Consider the following 16,744-nt stretch of genomic DNA (forward strand, 5'->3'; position numbering starts at 1 on the left):
GAACGGTCCGTTCATAACAAATTTTGTTATGAACGGACCGTTCATAACATCCAGGGGTTGCGAACGCCGTCCGAAGTCAGTACCTCAACCCCGTAACGCCCCGCGCATGACGCCGTCGACCACCTTCCTGGCCAGCAGGATGAACAGCACGATGACGGGCAGCACGCCGATCGTGGCCGCGGTGAGCATCAGCGAGTAGTCGGTGAAGTAGCCGCTCGCCAGCCGCGACAGTGCCACCTGGACGGTCGGGTGCGCGTTGGGGTCGAGGACGACCAGCGGCCAGAAGAAGTCGTTCCACGCGGTCATGAACGTCAGCATGGCGAGCACCGCGGCCTGGGGGCGGATGGCGGGCATGGCGACGCTCCAGAACAGCCGCGCCGTCGAACAGCCGTCGACGCGTCCGGCGTCGAGCAATTCGCTCGGGATCGCCTCCTCGCACGCCTGCCGCATCCAGAACACGCTGAACGCGCCGACCAGCCCCGGCACGATCACCGCCTCCAGCCGTCCGTACCAGCCGAGTTCGCCGACCACCAGGTAGAGCGGGATGACCCCGAGCTGGGCGGGCACCATGGCGGTGCCGATGACGACCAGGAAAAGCGAGTCACGGCCGGGGAATCGCAGGCGCGCGAAGGCGAATCCGGCCATGCTGGACAGCAGGACGTTCGAAACGGTCACCGTGCCGGCGACGATCAGCGAGTTCTGCATCGCCAGCCAGAAGTCGACCGTCTCGAAGACCCTGCCCACGTTCTCGATCAGGTTGCCGCCGGGCAGCAGTGGCGGGGTGGTCTCGCCGAGGGCGGAATTGTCCTTGGAGGACACCACGAACGACCAGTACAACGGGAAGATCGACGCGATGCCGACGGCGAGCAGCAGCCCGTAGACGACGAACCCGGTCCGTTCCCTCGCCGCCAAGGTCACTCACCGCCCCGCATGCGGCGCACGAGCGAGAAGTTGACCAGCGCGAACCCCGCCGAGAACAGGAAGAGCAGCCACGCGATGGCCGCCGCGTATCCGGCGTCGAACTCGCCGAACCCCTTCTCGTACAGATACATGGCGAGTGTCTGGAATTGCCGGTCGGCGCCGCCGGTCCCGGCGACACCGGTCTCGTCGAACAACTGCGGCTCGGCGAACAGCTGGAGCCCGCCGATGGTCGAGACGACGACGGTGAAGGCGATCGTCGGCCGGATCGCGGGCACGGTGATCGACCAGAAGGTCCGCCAGCGCGAGGCTCCGTCGAGCATGGCGGCGTCGTAACGCTCCTGCGGCACGGACTGCATGGCCGCGAGATAGAGCAGCGCGTTGTAGCCGGTCCAGCGCCACATCACCATGACACTCACCGCGACATGGGAGGCGAGCCGATCCGACCGCCAGTCCACCGGGTCGAGCCCCACCAATCCCAGCGCCCAGTTGACGACGCCGTAGTCCTCGGCGAAAAGCTGGCTGAACACCAGCGCCACCGCGACCACCGAGACCACGTTGGGCAACAGCACACTGGCCCGCCACAGGGTCCGCGCGCGCAGTGGGCGATCGAGCAGGGCCGCGAGCCCGAGCGCGGCCAGCAGTTGCGGGACGGTCGACAGGACGAAGATGCTGACCGTGTTGAAGAGCGCGTTGTAGAAATGCGGGTCCTGGAGCAGGAGGGCAAAGTTGCCGAACCCGGCGAACCCGGTGTCGCCGTTGACCAGATGCCAGTGGTGCAATGCCACCCACGCGGTGTAGAGCAGCGGGAAGAGACCGAAAACGCCGAACAGGACGTAGAACGGCGCGGTCATCAGGTATCCGGCGAGCCGCTCGCCCGTTCGCCTCAAACGGTGACCACCTTGACGCCGGTCCGGGTGATGTCGTCGGCCGCCTGAGGGTCGACGCCGGTGTCGGTGATCAGGGTGTCGACGTCGCCGAGGTCACCGAACCGGGCGAAGTGGTCGTTGCCGACCTTGGTGTGGTCCGCCAGCAGCACCGTGCGCCGCGCGGACGCGATGGCCGCGCGTTTGACCATCGCCTCGGCGGTGTCCGGCGTGGTGAGCCCGCGCTCGACGGAAAGGCCGTCGGTGCCGATGAAGGCGACGTCGACGTAGGTGTCCTTGAGAGCGTTGAGCGCCCAGCTGTCGACAGCTGCCATCGTGTGCCCGCGCAGCCTTCCGCCTGCCAGCATCAGCGTGATGCCGGGCCGGTTGGCGAGCACGAACGCGTTCGGCAGCGAATGGGTGACCACGGTCAGTTCGCGATCGGCGGGGACGAGGTTCGCCAGCCGCGCCACGGTGGTACCCGCGTCCAGCAGAATCGCGCCCTCGGCGGGGATCTGGTCCAGCGCGGCGGCGGCGATGCGGTCCTTTTCCCCGCACATCGCCTTGTCACGGGCATCGAGACCAGGGTCGATACCCAGCCGCTCGACCGGGATCGCGCCGCCGTGCACCCGCCGCAGCACCCCGCTGCGCTCCAGCGCCGTCAGGTCACGCCGGACGGTCTCGCTGGTGATCTCGAAAGCGGCCGCGAGCGTCGCCACGTCGACGCGGCCGTTCCGCCGGGCCTGCTTGAGAATGGCGCGTTGCCGCTCTTCGGCGTACAACGGTCACCTCCTGGCCTGGCGAATGAGCGGACAGGGCGACAATAGTTGGTTTCTCACGGGTCCGACAACGGAACCTCGGTATCCGCGACCACGACGAGGTTCTGTCCTTTAAGGACACAGGGTCGAACGGGCTCTCACGCGTGATCTCCGCCGGATCACGTGTGATCTCCACCGGATCACACGTGACCTCCGCCGGATCACGTGTGATGCCCGCCGGATCACGCTGCCCGATCGGGCGGAATAACTGCCCGTTCCGCCCACCACGAACCCCACCCACCGCAATTAGTCCTCTAAATGCGGTGGTCAGGCGGTCCCGGTGAGCGGGACGAGGCGAACGGCGGATTTACAACGTTGTATCAACGATGTAAATCTGGGCGGACCTGGTCATGAAAGGGGAAACCCCATGTCAGTCCCCCGCCGTAGCTTCCTCAAGGCCACCGTCGCGACGGGCCTCGTCGTCGGCAGTGGAGCCGGCATCGGCGCCCAAGCCGAAGCCGCGACCAAAGCCTCGCCCTACGTGGCCAACCGCGCGCCGCTGCTGCCCGCTCCCCTGCTGCGCCTCCCGCCCGGCTCGGCGAAGGCGAACGGCTGGCTGGCCACCCAGCTCCGCAAGCAGCTCGATGGCCTCAACGGCCGCTACCAGGAGGTCTCGCACTACCTCGCGTTCGACAGGACTGGCTGGGTCCGCCCCGAACTGGGCGGCTGGGAGGAAGTGCCGTATTGGCTGCGCGGTTACGGCGACCTCGGCTACGTCACCGGCGACACCCGCGTACTGGCCGACGCGCGCCGCTGGATCGACGCCGTCCTCGCCACCCAGGCCCCGGACGGCTTCTTCGGGCCGTCCGAACTCCGCACCAAGCAAAACGGCCACGCGGACCTCTGGCCGCATATGCCGATGCTGCACGCGCTGCGTTCCCATGAGGAGTACACAAAGGACGCTCGGGTCGTCCCGTTCCTCAGCCGCTACTTCCGTTTCATGGCGGCACAACCGGTTTCGGTGTACACCGACGGCTGGGGCAACACCCGCTGGTCCGACACGATCGACGTGATCTACTGGCTCTACAACCGCACCGGTGAAGCGTTCCTGCTGGATCTGGTCCGCACCATCCACCGGCATTCGGCGAACTGGGTGGACAACCTGCCCACCGGGCACAACGTCAACATCACCCAGGGCTTCCGCGAACCGGGCCAGTTCTGGGTCCTGTCCGGGGATCCCGCGCACCGCGCGAGCGCCTACGCGAACTACGACCGGATCCAGGGCCGCTACGGCCAGTTCCCCGGTGGCGGTTTCGCCGGCGACGAGAACGTGCGGCCCGGTTACGACGATCCGAGGCAGGGCTTCGAAACCTGCGGGATCGTCGAGTACATGATGAGCCACGAGATCCTCGCCAGGACGACCGGCGATCCCGTTTGGGCCGACCGTGTCGAGGAACTCGCCTTCAACATGCTCCCGGCGGCGCTGGACCCGGCAGGACGCGGCGTGCACTACGTGACGTCGGCGAACGGCATCCAGCTGGACCGGCAGCCGAAGACGTTGAGCCAGTTCGACAACGACTTCACCATGCAGGCGTACGAACCGGGTATCGACAACTATCGGTGCTGCCCGCACAACTACGGGATGGGCTGGCCGTACTACGTCGAAGAGATGTGGCAGGCCACGGCGGGCGGCGGTCTCTGCGCGATGCTGTACGGCGCGTCCACGGTGACCGCGAAGGTCGCCGACGGCACGCCGGTGACCGTCACCCAGACGACCGGCTACCCGTTCTCCGACACCATCACGTTCACCTTCTCACTGCCGAAGCCGACGGTATTCCCCTTCCAGGTCAGGATTCCCGGCTGGTGCTCGGCACCGGCGCTGTCGGTCAACGGCGGAGCGGTCGCCGTGAGCAGCGGTCCACGGTACGAAACCGTCCGCCGGGTCTGGCGTACCGGCGACCGCGTCACCCTGCGGCTGCCGATGACCACCCGCACCAGGACCTGGGCGCGCAACCACAACTCCGTCTCGGTCGACCGCGGGCCGCTGACGTTCTCCCTCGCGATCCAGGAGAACTGGACGCGGGTCGCGGGCGACGAGCACTGGCCGGTCCACGAGGTCCGGCCCGGGTCCGCGTGGAACTACGGTTTGGTGCCGCAGGCCGCGTTCACGGTCGTCACGGCGGGCGGGAACCCGCTCGACCCGTTCACCCCGGCGAACAGCCCGGTGCGGTTGACGACCGACGCCCAGCGGATCGACGCCTGGCAGGCGGGCGAGCAGAACGTGATCGACGAACTGGCCGACAGCCCGGTCGCCGTGAACACGCCGGTCCAGCGCGTCACCCTGATCCCTATGGGGGCCGCGCGACTGCGGGTGACGTCGTTCCCTCGGACCGGCGGCTCCCGCCCATGGCGGACCGGCTGGACCCGGATCGAGAACCGCAACTCCGGCAAGCTCCTCGGCGTGGACCGAATGTCCACAGCGGACTCCGCACAGGTCGTGCAGTTCCACGACAACGGAACCGCGGACCATCTGTGGCGCACCGTCGACAACGGCGACGGCTGGTTCCGCGTCAAGAACCGCAACTCCGGCAAAGTCCTCGGCGTTGACCAGATGTCCACCGCGAACTCGGCACGCGTCGTCCAGTTCGACGACAACGGCACCGCGGACCACCTCTGGCGGTTCCTGGACAACGGGGACGGCTGGTTCCGGCTCCAGAACCGCAACTCCGGCAAGGTTCTCGGCGTCGACCAGATGTCCACGGCGGACTCGGCGATCGTCGTGCAGTTCGACGACAACGGGACCGCCGACCACCTGTGGCGCCTGCTCGACTAGCGCGAGTCCAGCCTCACTCCACGGTGACGGACTTCGCGAGGTTCCTCGGCTTGTCGATGTCGTGGCCGAGGAGCAGCGCGGCGTGGTAGGCCAGCAGTTGCAGCGGGATCGTGAGCAGGATCGGGTCGAGTTCCGGCTCCGAACGCGGGACCACGAACCGCGGCACGTCGAGGTCGCCGAAGTCCACGTCGTCGTGGGTGATCGCCAGGACCTGCCCCTTGCGCGCCCTGATCTGCTGCATCGCGGCGAGGTTGCGGTCGGCGAGATCGTCGGACGGCACGATCGCGACCGTCGGCAGCTCTTCGTCGATCAGCGCGAGCGGGCCGTGCTTGAGTTCCGAAGTCTGGTAGGCCTCCGCGTGGCGGTACGAGATCTCCTTGAACTTCTGCGCGCCCTCCCGCGCCACCGGGAAACCCCTGACCCGGCCGATGAAGAACAGGCTCCGCGCGTCCGCGCAGATCTTGGCGTGCTCGGCGATCTCCGCTTCCGCGGCCACGATCTCCGCGACCTGCTTCGGCAGGGCACGGATCGCCGCGACGATCCGCTGTCCGTCCGCATTGGACAGATCGCGGACCCGGCCGAGCGCCAGCGCGATCATCGCGAATCCGACGGCCATGTTGGTGAGCGCCTTGGTCGAGGCGACAGCGATCTCGGGACCCGCGTGCAGGTACAGGCCGCCCTCGCAGGCCCGCGCGATCGTCGAGCCGACGACGTTGACGAGGCCGACCACCCGGCCGCCCTTGCGCTTGACCTCTTCGACGGCGAAGGCGGTGTCCGCGGTCTCGCCGGACTGGCTGACCGCGATGTAGAGAGTGTCCGCTTCGATGATCGGGTTGCGGTAACGGAATTCGGACGCGGCCTCCGCGTCGGCCGGGACCCGCGCCAGGTCCTCGATCATGGTCGCGCCGATCTGGCCCGCGTAGTACGCCGAGCCACAGCCGAGGATCTTCACCCTGGCGAATCCGCGCAGGTCACGGGGAGTCAGGTTCAGACCGTCCAAACGGGACACTCCGAACCGGTCGTCGAGGCGGCCCCGGATCATCCGCTCCAGGCATTCCGGCTGCTCCTGGATCTCCTTGTACATGTAGTGCTGGTGACCGCCGAGATCGAGGTCGTCGGCCTTGATGTCGATCGCGGTCGCGGCCTTGCCGGTGTCGCTCTCGTCGACGGTGAAGGTGCGGTAGCCGGTGGCCGAGACGCTGGCGAACTCGCCGTCGTCGAGGTGCACCACCTGTGAGGTGTGGCGGACCAGCGCGGACAGGTCGCTGGCCACGAACATCTCCCGGTCGCCGACGCCGATGATCAGCGGCGAACCGTTACGCGCGACCACGACGCGGTCGGGGTGCCCGGTGTCGGTCACCGCGATCGCGTAGGTACCGGTGACGCGGGAAACGGCCTCGACGACAGCGTCTTCAAGGGTTTTCGCGGCCGACCGCGCGATGAGGTGGGCGAGCACCTCCGTGTCGGTCTCGGAGGTCAGCGTCACCCCGGCCTGGCTCAGTTGCTCGCGCAGGCTGTCGGCGTTGTCGATGATCCCGTTGTGCACCACGGAGATCCGGCCGTCCTCGGAGACGTGCGGATGGGCGTTCGCCTCGGTCGCCGGGCCGTGCGTCGCCCACCGCGTGTGCCCGATGCCGACCTTGCCCGCGAGTCGCTTGGGCAGGGCAGCCGTCAGATTCCGCACGCGCCCCACGATCCGGTGCACCTGGGCGCCTTTGCCGCCGAGGACGGAGATCCCGGCCGAGTCGTAGCCTCGGTACTCCAGCCGCGTCAGCCCCTCGATCAGGATGGGGGCCGCGTTCTGGCCGCCGATGTAGCCGACGATTCCGCACATGACGAGTCAACCTCACAAAGAAAACGGACGGATTTCACGCGAAGACCGGCGTGGTCTCCTCAGCCGTAGACGATGCGGCGCAGTTGCCGCTCGGACAGATCTGGAGGCGCGACGAGCCGACGGCTCAGTTCCCCGGCGATGAGCGGGAAGATCTCGGGGTTCTTCCTGCCCTCTGCCTGCAACTGGGCGTGCCGCGACCGGACGTAGTGCTCGACCGGTTGCCGGTAGAACGCCAGGACGTCCTCGACGACACGTGCGGCGATGGCCGTCGACAGACCCGTCGACAAGGCCACCTGCTCGACGATGTCCGCGTCCTCCACGCCCTCATCATGCACAGCGAAGGCCTGAAACACCAGTTCTTGCCCGAAATCGGGCAAGAACTGGTGTTTCACCGTCCGGACAACAGAGGTTGTTCGGCACCGAACAGACCTGGTGCTCCATCGGAGTGGCGGTCCCGATCCGTGCTACTGCCGGCGCGTTCTCGCGGCCAGACTGAAGACATGGCCGGTCAGCCCGACTCGCGAAGAGAATCCCGTCGAGGCCTCCTCGCCCCCGCCGAGCCGATGGTGCCGAGGCAGTTACCGCTGGCGGTCCGTGACTTCACCGGCCGCGCCGGCCATGTGGCCGCCCTCGACGCGCTCCTTTCCGAGAACGGACCGGGCAGCAGCACGGAAGCGGTGGTGATATCCGCCTTGGACGGAGCCGCCGGCATCGGCAAGACCTCCTTGGCGGTGCACTGGGCGCACCGGGTCCAAGGCCGTTTCCCCGACGGAACCCTGTATGTGAACATGCGCGGCTACGGCCCCGGTGAACCCGCCAGCCCCGGCGAAGTTCTGGACGGTTTTCTCCGTGCCTTGGGCACCCCGCCCGGTGACCTGCCGCAAGGCGTCGAGGCACAGGCCGGGCTGTACCGATCCCTGCTGGCCCGTCGGCAGATCCTGATCGTGCTGGACAACGTGAACAGCGCGGACCAGGTCCGGCCACTCCTGCCCGCCACCCCCGGCTGTATGGCCGTCGTGACCAGCCGGGACAGTCTCACCGGCCTGGTCGTGACCGAGTCCGCCACCCGGGTCACCTTGGATCTCCTCAGTTTCGCCGAGGCGCTGCAACTGGTGACCGGGATCGTCGGAGCGGGGCGGGCAGCGGCGGAGCCGGTCTCGGTCGCCGAGCTGATCAGACTCTGTGCGCGGCTCCCCCTGGCGTTGAGGATCGCCGCCAGCCGGGTCGGCAGCGACGGACAGACCAAGGTCGCCGACGTCGTCGCCGAATTGACCGATGACCGCGGCCGCCTCGACGTCCTGAGCAACTCCGGGGACGAACGTGCCGCTGTCCGCGCGGTCTTCGACTCGTCGTATCAGCGGCTCACCGCGGACCAGGCGTCGTTGTTCCGGCGATTGGGTCTCCATCCCGGCCCGGACCTGAGCCTGCACGCCGCGGCGGCCATCGGCGAACTCGACCTAAGGGAAACACGCAGACTGCTCGGCGCCCTCGCGGCGGCGCACCTGATCGAACCCTCCGCCGGCAACCGCTACCGTTTCCACGACCTTCTGCGCGCGTACGCCGCGGAACAGGCAATGGCCGTCGACAGCGCCGAAGAGCGCGATGAACTCCTGAAGTCACTGCTCAGGTGGTACGTGCACGCCACCCACACCTGCGACGTCCTCCTCTTCCCTGGTCACCTCAGGCTGCCTCCGCCGTCCGCCACGTCGAGCCCGCGGTTGCCGTTCGATGATCAACAAGGAGCGATGGCCTGGATCGAGGCCGAACGCTTCAACTGTCTCGCCGTCCTCCGGCTCGCCGCGGACACCGAGCTGCATCGGCACGTGATCCACCTCGCCGAAGGGTTCCGATTCCTGCTGCTGCTCGGCAGGCTGGACGAATGGCTCGAATGCGGGATAGCCGGACTGGAGGCCACTCGAAGATCCAACGACAGCGCCGCTGAAATCAGATTGCTACTCAATACCTCCGAGGCGCTCACACTGCTGAAACGCTGGAATGAGGCGCTGATCGAACTCGACAAGGCTATGGCCCTGTCGATCGAATTCGACGACGAGTACAACCGAGCGGCGGTTCTCAATGGGATCGGGTTGCTTTACTACGAGCGAGGACAATTCGACCGTGCGCTAAATCCCCTCTACGAAGCACTGCGCGTGATACCCGATGGCGAACGCATGGAAGGCGTCATCGAAGGCAATATCGGCCGCGCACACGCCGGACTCCAGCAGTATCGACAAGCGTTCGAGCATTGCGAGCGGGGGCTCGCCCTGCGTCGCCGCGTCGGCGACCGGACCGGGGAAGTCGGCGCGCTGAACGGGCTCGCACAGCTGTTGCAGAAAGTCGGCGACCACCGGAAGGCCGTCGAGGTGTGCCGGACCGCCATCGCGCGCGCCAGGGAGATCCGCGCACCACTGTCGATCGCCTATCCGTTGGACACGCTCGCCGATTCCCTTCTGGAGCTGGGCGAGACACCGGAAGCCGTCGAGTGCTTGCACGAGGCCGCCGTGCTCTTCGCCAGGTACGGCAACGAACAACACGCCGACCGAGCGCGTGAGCGCATCAAGAGGATCACCGACCCAGAATCACCTTCACCAGGCCGGTGACCAGATTCGCCCGCTCCGCCATCGACTCGACCAGCAGGTACTCGTGGTCCGCGTGAGCACCGCCGCCGACAGCGCCCAGACCGTCGAGGGTCGGGACGCCGATCGCGGCCGTGAGGTTGCCGTCGCTCCCGCCGCCGACGGCCACCCCGGCGACGCCGGGCAGCAGTCGTTCTGCCACGGCGAAGAGGCTCGCGGCGGCCGACTCGGGCATCGGGGGCCGGTGGATCCCGCCCCGCACGGTGATCTCCGCGCCGTGGAGACGCGGGGTCAGCGCGGCGAATCCCGCCTCGACGCGGTCTTTTTCGGCGGCGGTCTCGACCCGGACATCGACCACGACGGTTGCGGAGGCGGGGACGACATTGCTCGCCGTTCCCGCCGAAGCGACGGTCGGGGTGACGCTCGTCCCGCTCTCGGGCCTGCCGAGCGCCGCGATCTCCAGCACCTGGTGCGCCGCTTCGGTCAACGCGTTCACGCCGGCTTCGGGTTCGAGGCCCGCGTGCGACGCCCGGCCGGTGACGACGACCTCGAACGTGCCGCATCCCTTGCGGCCGATCTTGAGCCCGCCGCCGTCGGCCGCGCCTTCGAACACGAGCACCGTGCCGCACGCGCGGGCGCGTTCCTCGATGAGCGCCCGGGACGCGTGCGAGCCGGTTTCCTCGTCGGCGGTCACCAGGATCTCGACGCCGGTCAGGTCGTCGAGTGCCGCCAGGCCGTGGATCGCCTGCACCAGTCCGCCGAGCATGTCGAACACCCCGGGTCCGCTCACCCGGCCGTCGGCCACCGCGAACGGACGGCGTGCCAGCGTGCCGATCGGGAACACGGTGTCGTGGTGCCCCAGGATCAGCACGCGGGGCTCACCACCGCCGGTCCACCGGACGTGGGGCCCCGCCGCGCTTTCGACCAGGGTCGCCGTTCCGCCGAGGCGGGTCTCGACGAGGGCGGCGACCGCCTCGGCCGATGCCGTCAAAGCCTTGAGGTCACCCGAAGGCGACTCGATTTCGACGAGTGTCCTGAGGTCTTCGATCATCGCGTCGACAGTCATGCGAACAACCTTCGCGCATAAGATCGGGAAATGCTCGAAAACCTGCTCACACCGGAGACCAGGACCGATCCGTACCCGTTCTACCGCCAGGTCTTCGCCCGCGGCCCGGTGGTGAAGGCCGCCGACCGGTTCTTCGTGGTGAGCGGGTTCGAGGAGGCGTCCGCGCTGCTGCGGAACCCCGCGTTCGGGCACCCGGAGCCGGAGGTGCTGCCGGACCCGCACGAGAACGAGCCGGTGGACGATCAGGGCCGGGTGATCCGGTCGTTCCTCGCGCTCGACCCGCCCGACCACACGCGGCTGCGGCGGCTGGTCTCCAAGGCGTTCACGCCGAGGATGGTCGAACAACTCGCCCCGAGGGTCGAGGAACTGGCGAAGGAACTGGTCTCGAAGGCGCTCGAAATGGGCGAATTCGACCTGATGGCCGAGATCGCGAGGCCGCTGCCGGTCGTCATCGTCAGCGAGATGCTCGGCGTACCCCTCGCCGACCGTGACCGGTTCGAGGGATGGTCGCACGCCATGGGACGCGCGCTCGACCCGTCCTTCCTGATCGAGAAGGAGACCGTCGCCGCTGCTGTCGCCGCCCGGCGCGAGTTCGTCGCCTATTTCCGTGAACTGGCGAAGGAACGGCGGAAGCGGCCGACCGGCGATCTGTTCTCCGATCTGGTGTCGGTGTCCGACGAGGGCGACCGGCTCAGCGAGGGCGAACTGGTGATCACCGCGATGCTCCTGCTCGTCGCCGGGCACGAGACGACGACCAATCTGATCGGCAACGGGATGCTCGCGTTGCTGAACCACCCGGAGCAGCACCGGAAACTGGCCGAGGACCGGTCGAAGATCCCGAACGCGGTCGAGGAGATGCTCCGGTACGACTCCCCCGTCCAGCTGACCACGAGGATCGCCCTGCGGGACGCGACCGTCGGCGGCGAATCCGTCGGCGAAGGCGACCAGACGGTGGTGTTGCTGGGAGCGGCCAACCGCGACCCGCGCGCTTACGAGGCCCCGGACCGGTTCGACGTCGACCGCCCTTCGCCGAGGCATCTCGCGCTGGGGCAAGGCATCCACTTCTGCCTCGGCGCCCCATTGGCACGACTGGAGGCCCGGACCCTGTTCGAGACACTGCTCGGCACCGGTCATGCCTTCCACCTGACCGCTGATCCGGTCTGGATGAAGCAGGTGACGCTGCGCGGCCTCGACGGTCTGCGGCTCGAGTTCGCCTGACGGGGCGGAAAGTCCGGTTCTCGACCTTCGACGGTTGCCGTCGGCCGCCGGACTGCGCATGCTGTGCGCCAACCCGGCGTTGGTGGGGGTGCCTATGTACCAGGAACGCAAGGAGCCCGGCACGGCGAACACGGCCCGCCGATCGGTCCCGGACGCCGTCCGGTCCGGCCCCTTCCATCGCGCGCTCTCCGAAGCGGTGGAGCATCGCGGGCTTTCCCTGTCCCGTATTCGCGCGCATCTGGCGGCACGCGGTGTTTCCGTGGCCGAATCGACCTTGAGCTACTGGCAGCGCGGACTCCGGCATCCGTCGACGCCGCGATCGCTCGACATCGTCCGCGCGCTCGAAACGGTGCTCGGACTTCCCGCGGACAGCCTGGTCGTCCTGATCGGCCCGCAGCGAAGATCTCCCGGCGAAGGTGACCGCCGGCCTTCGGTGGCGGAACTGCGGCAAAGCTGGGCCGAAACCTGCTCGCTGCTGGATGAACTGAGCGAGTCACCCGGTGCGGCGGGAAACGCGAAGCTCGACGTCGTGACCGTCGTCGACGTGCTGACCATGACCTCGGAAGGACGGATCGCGGAAATCACCTCGACGATGGTGGTGCGGGCACGGGAGCCCGGCGCGGACGGCTTCGTGGTCACCCATCAGGACGAACCCGGCACCGACATGGAGGCCACGACGGTCTTCGCCGCCGACGGCTGCCGAAGAGGCAGAGTGCGCCGAAGCACCTCTTCGCCGGGAATGGTGTTCGAGCTCCTCTTCGACCGCGGCCTGGCCGAAGGGGAAACACACACCTTCGCGTTCGCCTTGCGCTTGGCCGCGTCTGTCCGTTCGACCTGTTTCCACCGGACAGTGCGGTCTCGCATGTCGGCCTACTTGCTTCGGATACGTTTCGACGTCGACGCGATTCCCGCCAGATGCGTCAAAACCGTGCGGGAGCGCGAAGAACTCGATCCCGTGGTCAGCGAACCACTGCACCCCGGGCCGGGTGCGACGGTCAGCGCCTACTTCGAGGATCTCGGCGTGGGGATCGCGGGGATCGACCTCATCTGGGAGTGAGGCGGCGCTTCCGCGACACCAGGAACACCACGATTCCCAGCCCGGCGATCCCGGCGGCGATCAGGCCGGCCACGATCGAGACGGGCAGGCCGGTGTCGGCGGGCGGAGGCGTGGCCTGCGCGAAGCCGATTCCCTGGTTTCGCTGGTAGTCCGAACCCGGCAGCTTGTCGGCGTAGCGGCCGTGCACTTCTCGCTGATAGTCGGAAAGCGAGAGGAACTTCCCCACCGGTGTCTGGGGAAGACTCGCTTGCAGGAGCACCACACCGTCGGGGCCCAGCTCGTACCAGCCGTTGATCTGCGGCTCGTTGAGCAGGACCGAACCGGGCCGGAGCCGCCCGCTCAGCGTCTCTTCGTCGTTCCCGGAGAACACGCTCGCCGCGACCCACGTTCCCGGACTTTCCGGCATCGCCTGAAGCGTCGCCTTCTGGCCGGAATCCGCGGTGGCCGTCACCGCGACGGATCTCAGCACACCGGCCGGCGCCCCTGCCGTGCCTCTGACGAACTCGGGATTGAGGGTGTAGACGGGGATTCCCTTCTCCCCCATCGTGATCCGTCGCGGTTCGATATGGTCGACCTGCCGGAAGTTCGATTTCGCGAGACCGATCGCGCCCGGTTCGCCCGCGACGCGCACCGCGGCCGCGAGATCGTCGGCCGAGGGCGGGACGACTCCCTCACCGGCCGCGGCGGGCGACGTGGCGGGCAAGAGGACCGCGACGGCCACCACGAGACAACTGGAGAACTTCCGGCAGATCTTGTTCATGACCGCTTCTCAGCCCTTCCGGATGTTGACGATGGTGTCGTTCCAGCGGAACTGGCCGTTGCTGCGGTACTGGTTGTAGTTCCAGGTCTGGTAGCGCTGGTAGGTCGGCCACGGGTCACCGACCATGATCGACTGGTTCGCCGAGTCGTAGCCGTAGATCACCTCGGCGTGGCCGCCGCCGGAGGTCCAGTAGATCCCTGTCAGGTTCAGGATTCCGGCGTCGACCTGGGCGACGACGGAGTTGAAACCGATGGGACCGCCCGCGTCCTGCGCGGAGAAGCCGGTGCCGCGGAAACCGCGGATGATCTCGGGGATCTGGGCGGGTTGATTCGGGCAGTACCCGGCCGACGTGCCCTTGCCCGCCGCGCAGAACTGGGCCTGGGTGGCCGTGCCGCCCTGCGACCGCTCGATGCTCGAACCGTCCGCCGCCCAGCACCACTGGTTGTACTGCTGGACCTGCTGGGTGTAGTTCAGCTGCTTCGAGGCCGCCGTCGCGGCGATCGTCGTCGCGGTCCCGGCCACCGGGGCGATCTCACGCACCTGGGTGTGGGTCTGGGTCTGGATCAGGCCGTTGGGCCGGTCCCCGGCATCGCCGGGCTGCGCGAGAGCGGTGGCGGGCAGCATGCTCAGCGCGAAGACGGCGGCTCCGGTGGCCAGCGCGGCCCTCGAAAGGCTCTTCACAGATGTCTCCTTTGGCATGGGGATGGGGAGATCACCGTGCGCTGACCCGTCTCCGGGGACAACATCCTCAAGGCGCGCCAAAGAAACGCTGTGATCGTTCACAGGAGCCGTGGTGGGGCGGGCGCGGTCTTCGCGCAAGATTCACGGCCCGTTCACAAAGGATGTGAATCCACCACGGGCCGGGTTTTCAGTTCCTTGGTGTCGCGAGTGTGGTGGGCCGGGTGCGGCCCCGCAAGGTGACGTCCTCCGTCGCCTTCCAATGCTCGGCCTCGGTCTCGGCCGCCGACTCGACCGCCGTCCACGAAGCGAGCAATCGGGCTTCGACGTTCTTCGCCAGCTCCGTCAGCCGGGCGGCTTCGTTGACCGGGTCGCCGATCACCGTGTACTCGAACCGCCGTGGGTCGCCGACGTTCCCGGCCACCACTTCGCCCGTCGCCACGCCGATCCCGGCCGGGCATTCCGGCACCTCCGCCGCCAGCCTGCGCCCGATCGCCCGGCCGGCGGACAGCGCGAGGGTCGCATGATCCGCCAGCCGCACCGGTGCGCCGAAGATCGCGAGGGCAGCGTCACCGACGAACTTGTTGACCAGCCCGTGGTTGCGGTCGACCTCGTCGACCACCACCGCGAAGAACCGGTTGAGCAGGCCGACGACCTCCTCGGGCGGACGGCTGGCGGCCAGCGTGGTCGAGCCGATCAGATCGACGAACAACACCGACACCGTCCGCACGGTGCCGCCGAGTTCGGCGGACGTCCGCATCGCCTCGATCGCGACGTCCTCGCCTACATGCCTGCCGAACAGGTCCCGCAAACGTTCGCGTTCGGCGAGACCGGCGGTCATCCCGTTGAAGCCTGCCTGCAGCAGTCCGAGTTCGGTGCCGTCGTAGACCGGGATCTCGACGGCGAAGTCACCGGCCCGGACCCGGCCCAGCGCGTGCTGCACCGACCGGATCGGGTTCACCACGGCGCGGGCGGTGAACACGGTCACCAGCAGGCCGAAGCACAGCACCACCAAACCGAGCGCGATCACCGAGATGGCGAGCTTCGTGGTCGAGACGTCGCCGCGCACCCACGCCAGCACGGCCGTGACGACGAGCCCGGCCACCGGCACTCCGGTGCCGAGGCACCAGAACAACAGCATCCGCAGGTTGACCCCGCCGCTGAGCGGCCGCGCCGGCGAGGTGCCCGACAGGGCCAAAGCCGCGTACGGCCGCAGGATGAACTCTCCGGCCAGGTAAGCGATCGCGCAGACGACGACGCCGGCGAAGGCGACGACGAGCAGTTCGGTCAGCACGACCCGCGGCTGTACCAGCGCGGCCAGCGCGCCGAACACCACGGTCGCGACGCCCCACAGCACCGCCTGCACCAGCGTCAGGCGCAACGGGACCCGCAGGCTGGCGGCGCGTTCCGCGTCGGTCGGCGTCCGGCCGTCGGCCGCCCAGCGCAACGTTCGCAGCGCGCCGCGAGTGCCCCACAGCGCCCCCACGACGACGGCGGAGACCACGTAGACGGGAACCGCGATGGCGGTGACGCGGACGAGGTCGCCGGACATACCGGGAGCGGGCATGAGCAACGCCGCCAGCCCGACCACGACCAGCGCGCCGATGACGTTGGTCGCGATGAGCGTCCCGGTGAGCAATCCCTGGACGCGACGGCGCAACACGGCCGCGTCCTGATCGAGCGGGCCGAGCAGCCAGGAGCCGAACGGCCCTTGCCCGCGGCCCCGCGCAGAAGAGTCCTTGACTGGTCGCACCCGTACCCGCCGTTCACCCGGTTTGAGTGAACGACTGTACACCGAAACTCCTCGAGCCGAAGACCTGGTGCGACGATATCCGTTTTACGACGGACGGCCGCAGCGGCAGCGCCCATCCAGCGGGCGAACCCCGCGGCACTCCGGTTCTAGCGTGGTAGCCATGAGAAAAACATTGCTCGCGCTGCTCGGCGCGGCCGCCATCACCGGCACGATCGCCACTCCCGCTTCCGCGAGTGCCCTGGAGACGAGGGAATTCATCGGCTACGGGTCGAGCGACTTCGGCCTCGAACTCATCTACGCCCGGCATCACGCCAGGAACCAGGCGATTTGGGCCGGTTTCACGGACTGCGTGGAGTACGACAAGATCCTTTCCCCGTACAACGCGAGGGTCTTCTGGCGCTGCACGCGCTGAGCCCCGGGGACCAAT

Annotated in this window: 14 protein-coding genes; 5 read left to right on the forward strand and 9 right to left on the reverse strand. The window is 68.1% G+C overall.

Translation table 11 applies throughout. From position 1 onward, the window contains the following. Nucleotides 1-84: 84 nt before the first annotated feature. The 3 genes from ACLARN_RS20450 to ACLARN_RS20460 are packed head-to-tail and all read right to left on the reverse strand — an operon-like array spanning nt 85 to nt 2,566. Nucleotides 85-912 carry a carbohydrate ABC transporter permease gene (locus ACLARN_RS20450; RefSeq protein WP_409493157.1) on the reverse strand — a complete coding sequence of 276 codons (828 nt, stop codon included), beginning with the start codon at nt 910-912 and terminating at the stop codon, nt 85-87. A 2-nt stretch (nt 913-914) separates the two neighbouring features. Continuing rightward, on the reverse strand, nt 915-1,808 hold the full coding sequence (locus ACLARN_RS20455) for a carbohydrate ABC transporter permease (RefSeq protein ID WP_409493033.1): 894 nt from the start codon (nt 1,806-1,808) through the stop codon (nt 915-917). Beyond that, nucleotides 1,805-2,566 (reverse strand): DeoR/GlpR family DNA-binding transcription regulator, encoded by a 762-nt coding sequence (locus tag ACLARN_RS20460; protein ID WP_409493034.1) that lies wholly within the window; start codon nt 2,564-2,566, stop codon nt 1,805-1,807. The genes ACLARN_RS20455 and ACLARN_RS20460 overlap by 4 nt, the downstream gene beginning before the upstream one ends. 403 nt (nt 2,567-2,969) lie before the next feature. On the opposite strand from ACLARN_RS20460, the gene ACLARN_RS20465 reads away from it, so the two are divergent. Further along, nucleotides 2,970-5,375 (forward strand): beta-L-arabinofuranosidase domain-containing protein, encoded by a 2,406-nt coding sequence (locus ACLARN_RS20465; protein WP_409493035.1) that lies wholly within the window; start codon nt 2,970-2,972, stop codon nt 5,373-5,375. 13 nt (nt 5,376-5,388) lie between these two features. Here the strand turns inward: ACLARN_RS20465 and glmS are convergent, their stop codons facing one another. Both glmS and ACLARN_RS20475 read right to left on the reverse strand, forming a co-directional pair. Beyond that, nucleotides 5,389-7,209, reverse strand: a complete 1,821-nt coding sequence (gene glmS / locus ACLARN_RS20470; RefSeq protein ID WP_409493036.1) for a glutamine--fructose-6-phosphate transaminase (isomerizing) — start codon at nt 7,207-7,209, stop codon at nt 5,389-5,391. A gap of 59 nt (nt 7,210-7,268) precedes the next feature. Next, nucleotides 7,269-7,529 carry a hypothetical protein gene (locus ACLARN_RS20475; protein WP_409493037.1) on the reverse strand — a complete coding sequence of 87 codons (261 nt, stop codon included), beginning with the start codon at nt 7,527-7,529 and terminating at the stop codon, nt 7,269-7,271. A gap of 180 nt (nt 7,530-7,709) precedes the next feature. Between ACLARN_RS20475 and ACLARN_RS20480 the strand changes: the two genes are divergently transcribed. Then, a complete protein-coding gene (locus tag ACLARN_RS20480; protein ID WP_409493038.1) occupies nt 7,710-9,809 on the forward strand; it encodes an ATP-binding protein in 2,100 nt (699 codons plus the stop codon). Here the strand turns inward: ACLARN_RS20480 and ACLARN_RS20485 are convergent. Then, complete coding sequence (locus tag ACLARN_RS20485; RefSeq protein ID WP_409493039.1) at nt 9,775-10,851, reverse strand: M20 family metallopeptidase; 1,077 nt, start codon at nt 10,849-10,851, stop codon at nt 9,775-9,777. The genes ACLARN_RS20480 and ACLARN_RS20485 overlap by 35 nt on opposite strands. A gap of 30 nt (nt 10,852-10,881) precedes the next feature. Between ACLARN_RS20485 and ACLARN_RS20490 the strand changes: the two genes are divergently transcribed. Together ACLARN_RS20490 and ACLARN_RS20495 are read left to right on the forward strand one after the other, a co-directional pair. After that, on the forward strand, nt 10,882-12,069 hold the full coding sequence (locus tag ACLARN_RS20490; RefSeq protein WP_409493040.1) for a cytochrome P450: 1,188 nt from the start codon (nt 10,882-10,884) through the stop codon (nt 12,067-12,069). Nucleotides 12,070-12,103: 34 nt separating this feature from the next. Further along, nucleotides 12,104-13,126, forward strand: a complete 1,023-nt coding sequence (locus tag ACLARN_RS20495; protein ID WP_409493041.1) for an XRE family transcriptional regulator — start codon at nt 12,104-12,106, stop codon at nt 13,124-13,126. On the opposite strand, the gene ACLARN_RS20500 is transcribed toward ACLARN_RS20495, so the two are convergent. From ACLARN_RS20500 to ACLARN_RS20510, 3 genes are all read right to left on the reverse strand, one after another. After that, nucleotides 13,113-13,886 (reverse strand): hypothetical protein, encoded by a 774-nt coding sequence (locus ACLARN_RS20500; protein WP_409493042.1) that lies wholly within the window; start codon nt 13,884-13,886, stop codon nt 13,113-13,115. The genes ACLARN_RS20495 and ACLARN_RS20500 overlap by 14 nt on opposite strands. A gap of 9 nt (nt 13,887-13,895) precedes the next feature. Continuing rightward, the gene (locus ACLARN_RS20505; RefSeq protein ID WP_409493043.1) at nt 13,896-14,567 is read right to left on the reverse strand and encodes a papain-like cysteine protease family protein; all 672 of its coding nucleotides are present in this window, start codon (nt 14,565-14,567) and stop codon (nt 13,896-13,898) included. Nucleotides 14,568-14,754: 187 nt separating this feature from the next. Further along, the gene (locus ACLARN_RS20510) at nt 14,755-16,317 is read right to left on the reverse strand and encodes an adenylate/guanylate cyclase domain-containing protein (protein ID WP_409493158.1); all 1,563 of its coding nucleotides are present in this window, start codon (nt 16,315-16,317) and stop codon (nt 14,755-14,757) included. A gap of 160 nt (nt 16,318-16,477) precedes the next feature. Here ACLARN_RS20510 and ACLARN_RS20515 point away from each other — a divergent pair, with 160 nt between their 5' ends. Then, a complete protein-coding gene (locus tag ACLARN_RS20515) occupies nt 16,478-16,729 on the forward strand; it encodes a hypothetical protein (protein ID WP_409493044.1) in 252 nt (83 codons plus the stop codon). Nucleotides 16,730-16,744 lie beyond the last annotated feature (15 nt).

This window comes from Amycolatopsis sp. cmx-11-12, from assembly GCF_046269425.1.
GTDB lineage: Bacteria > Actinomycetota > Actinomycetes > Mycobacteriales > Pseudonocardiaceae > Amycolatopsis.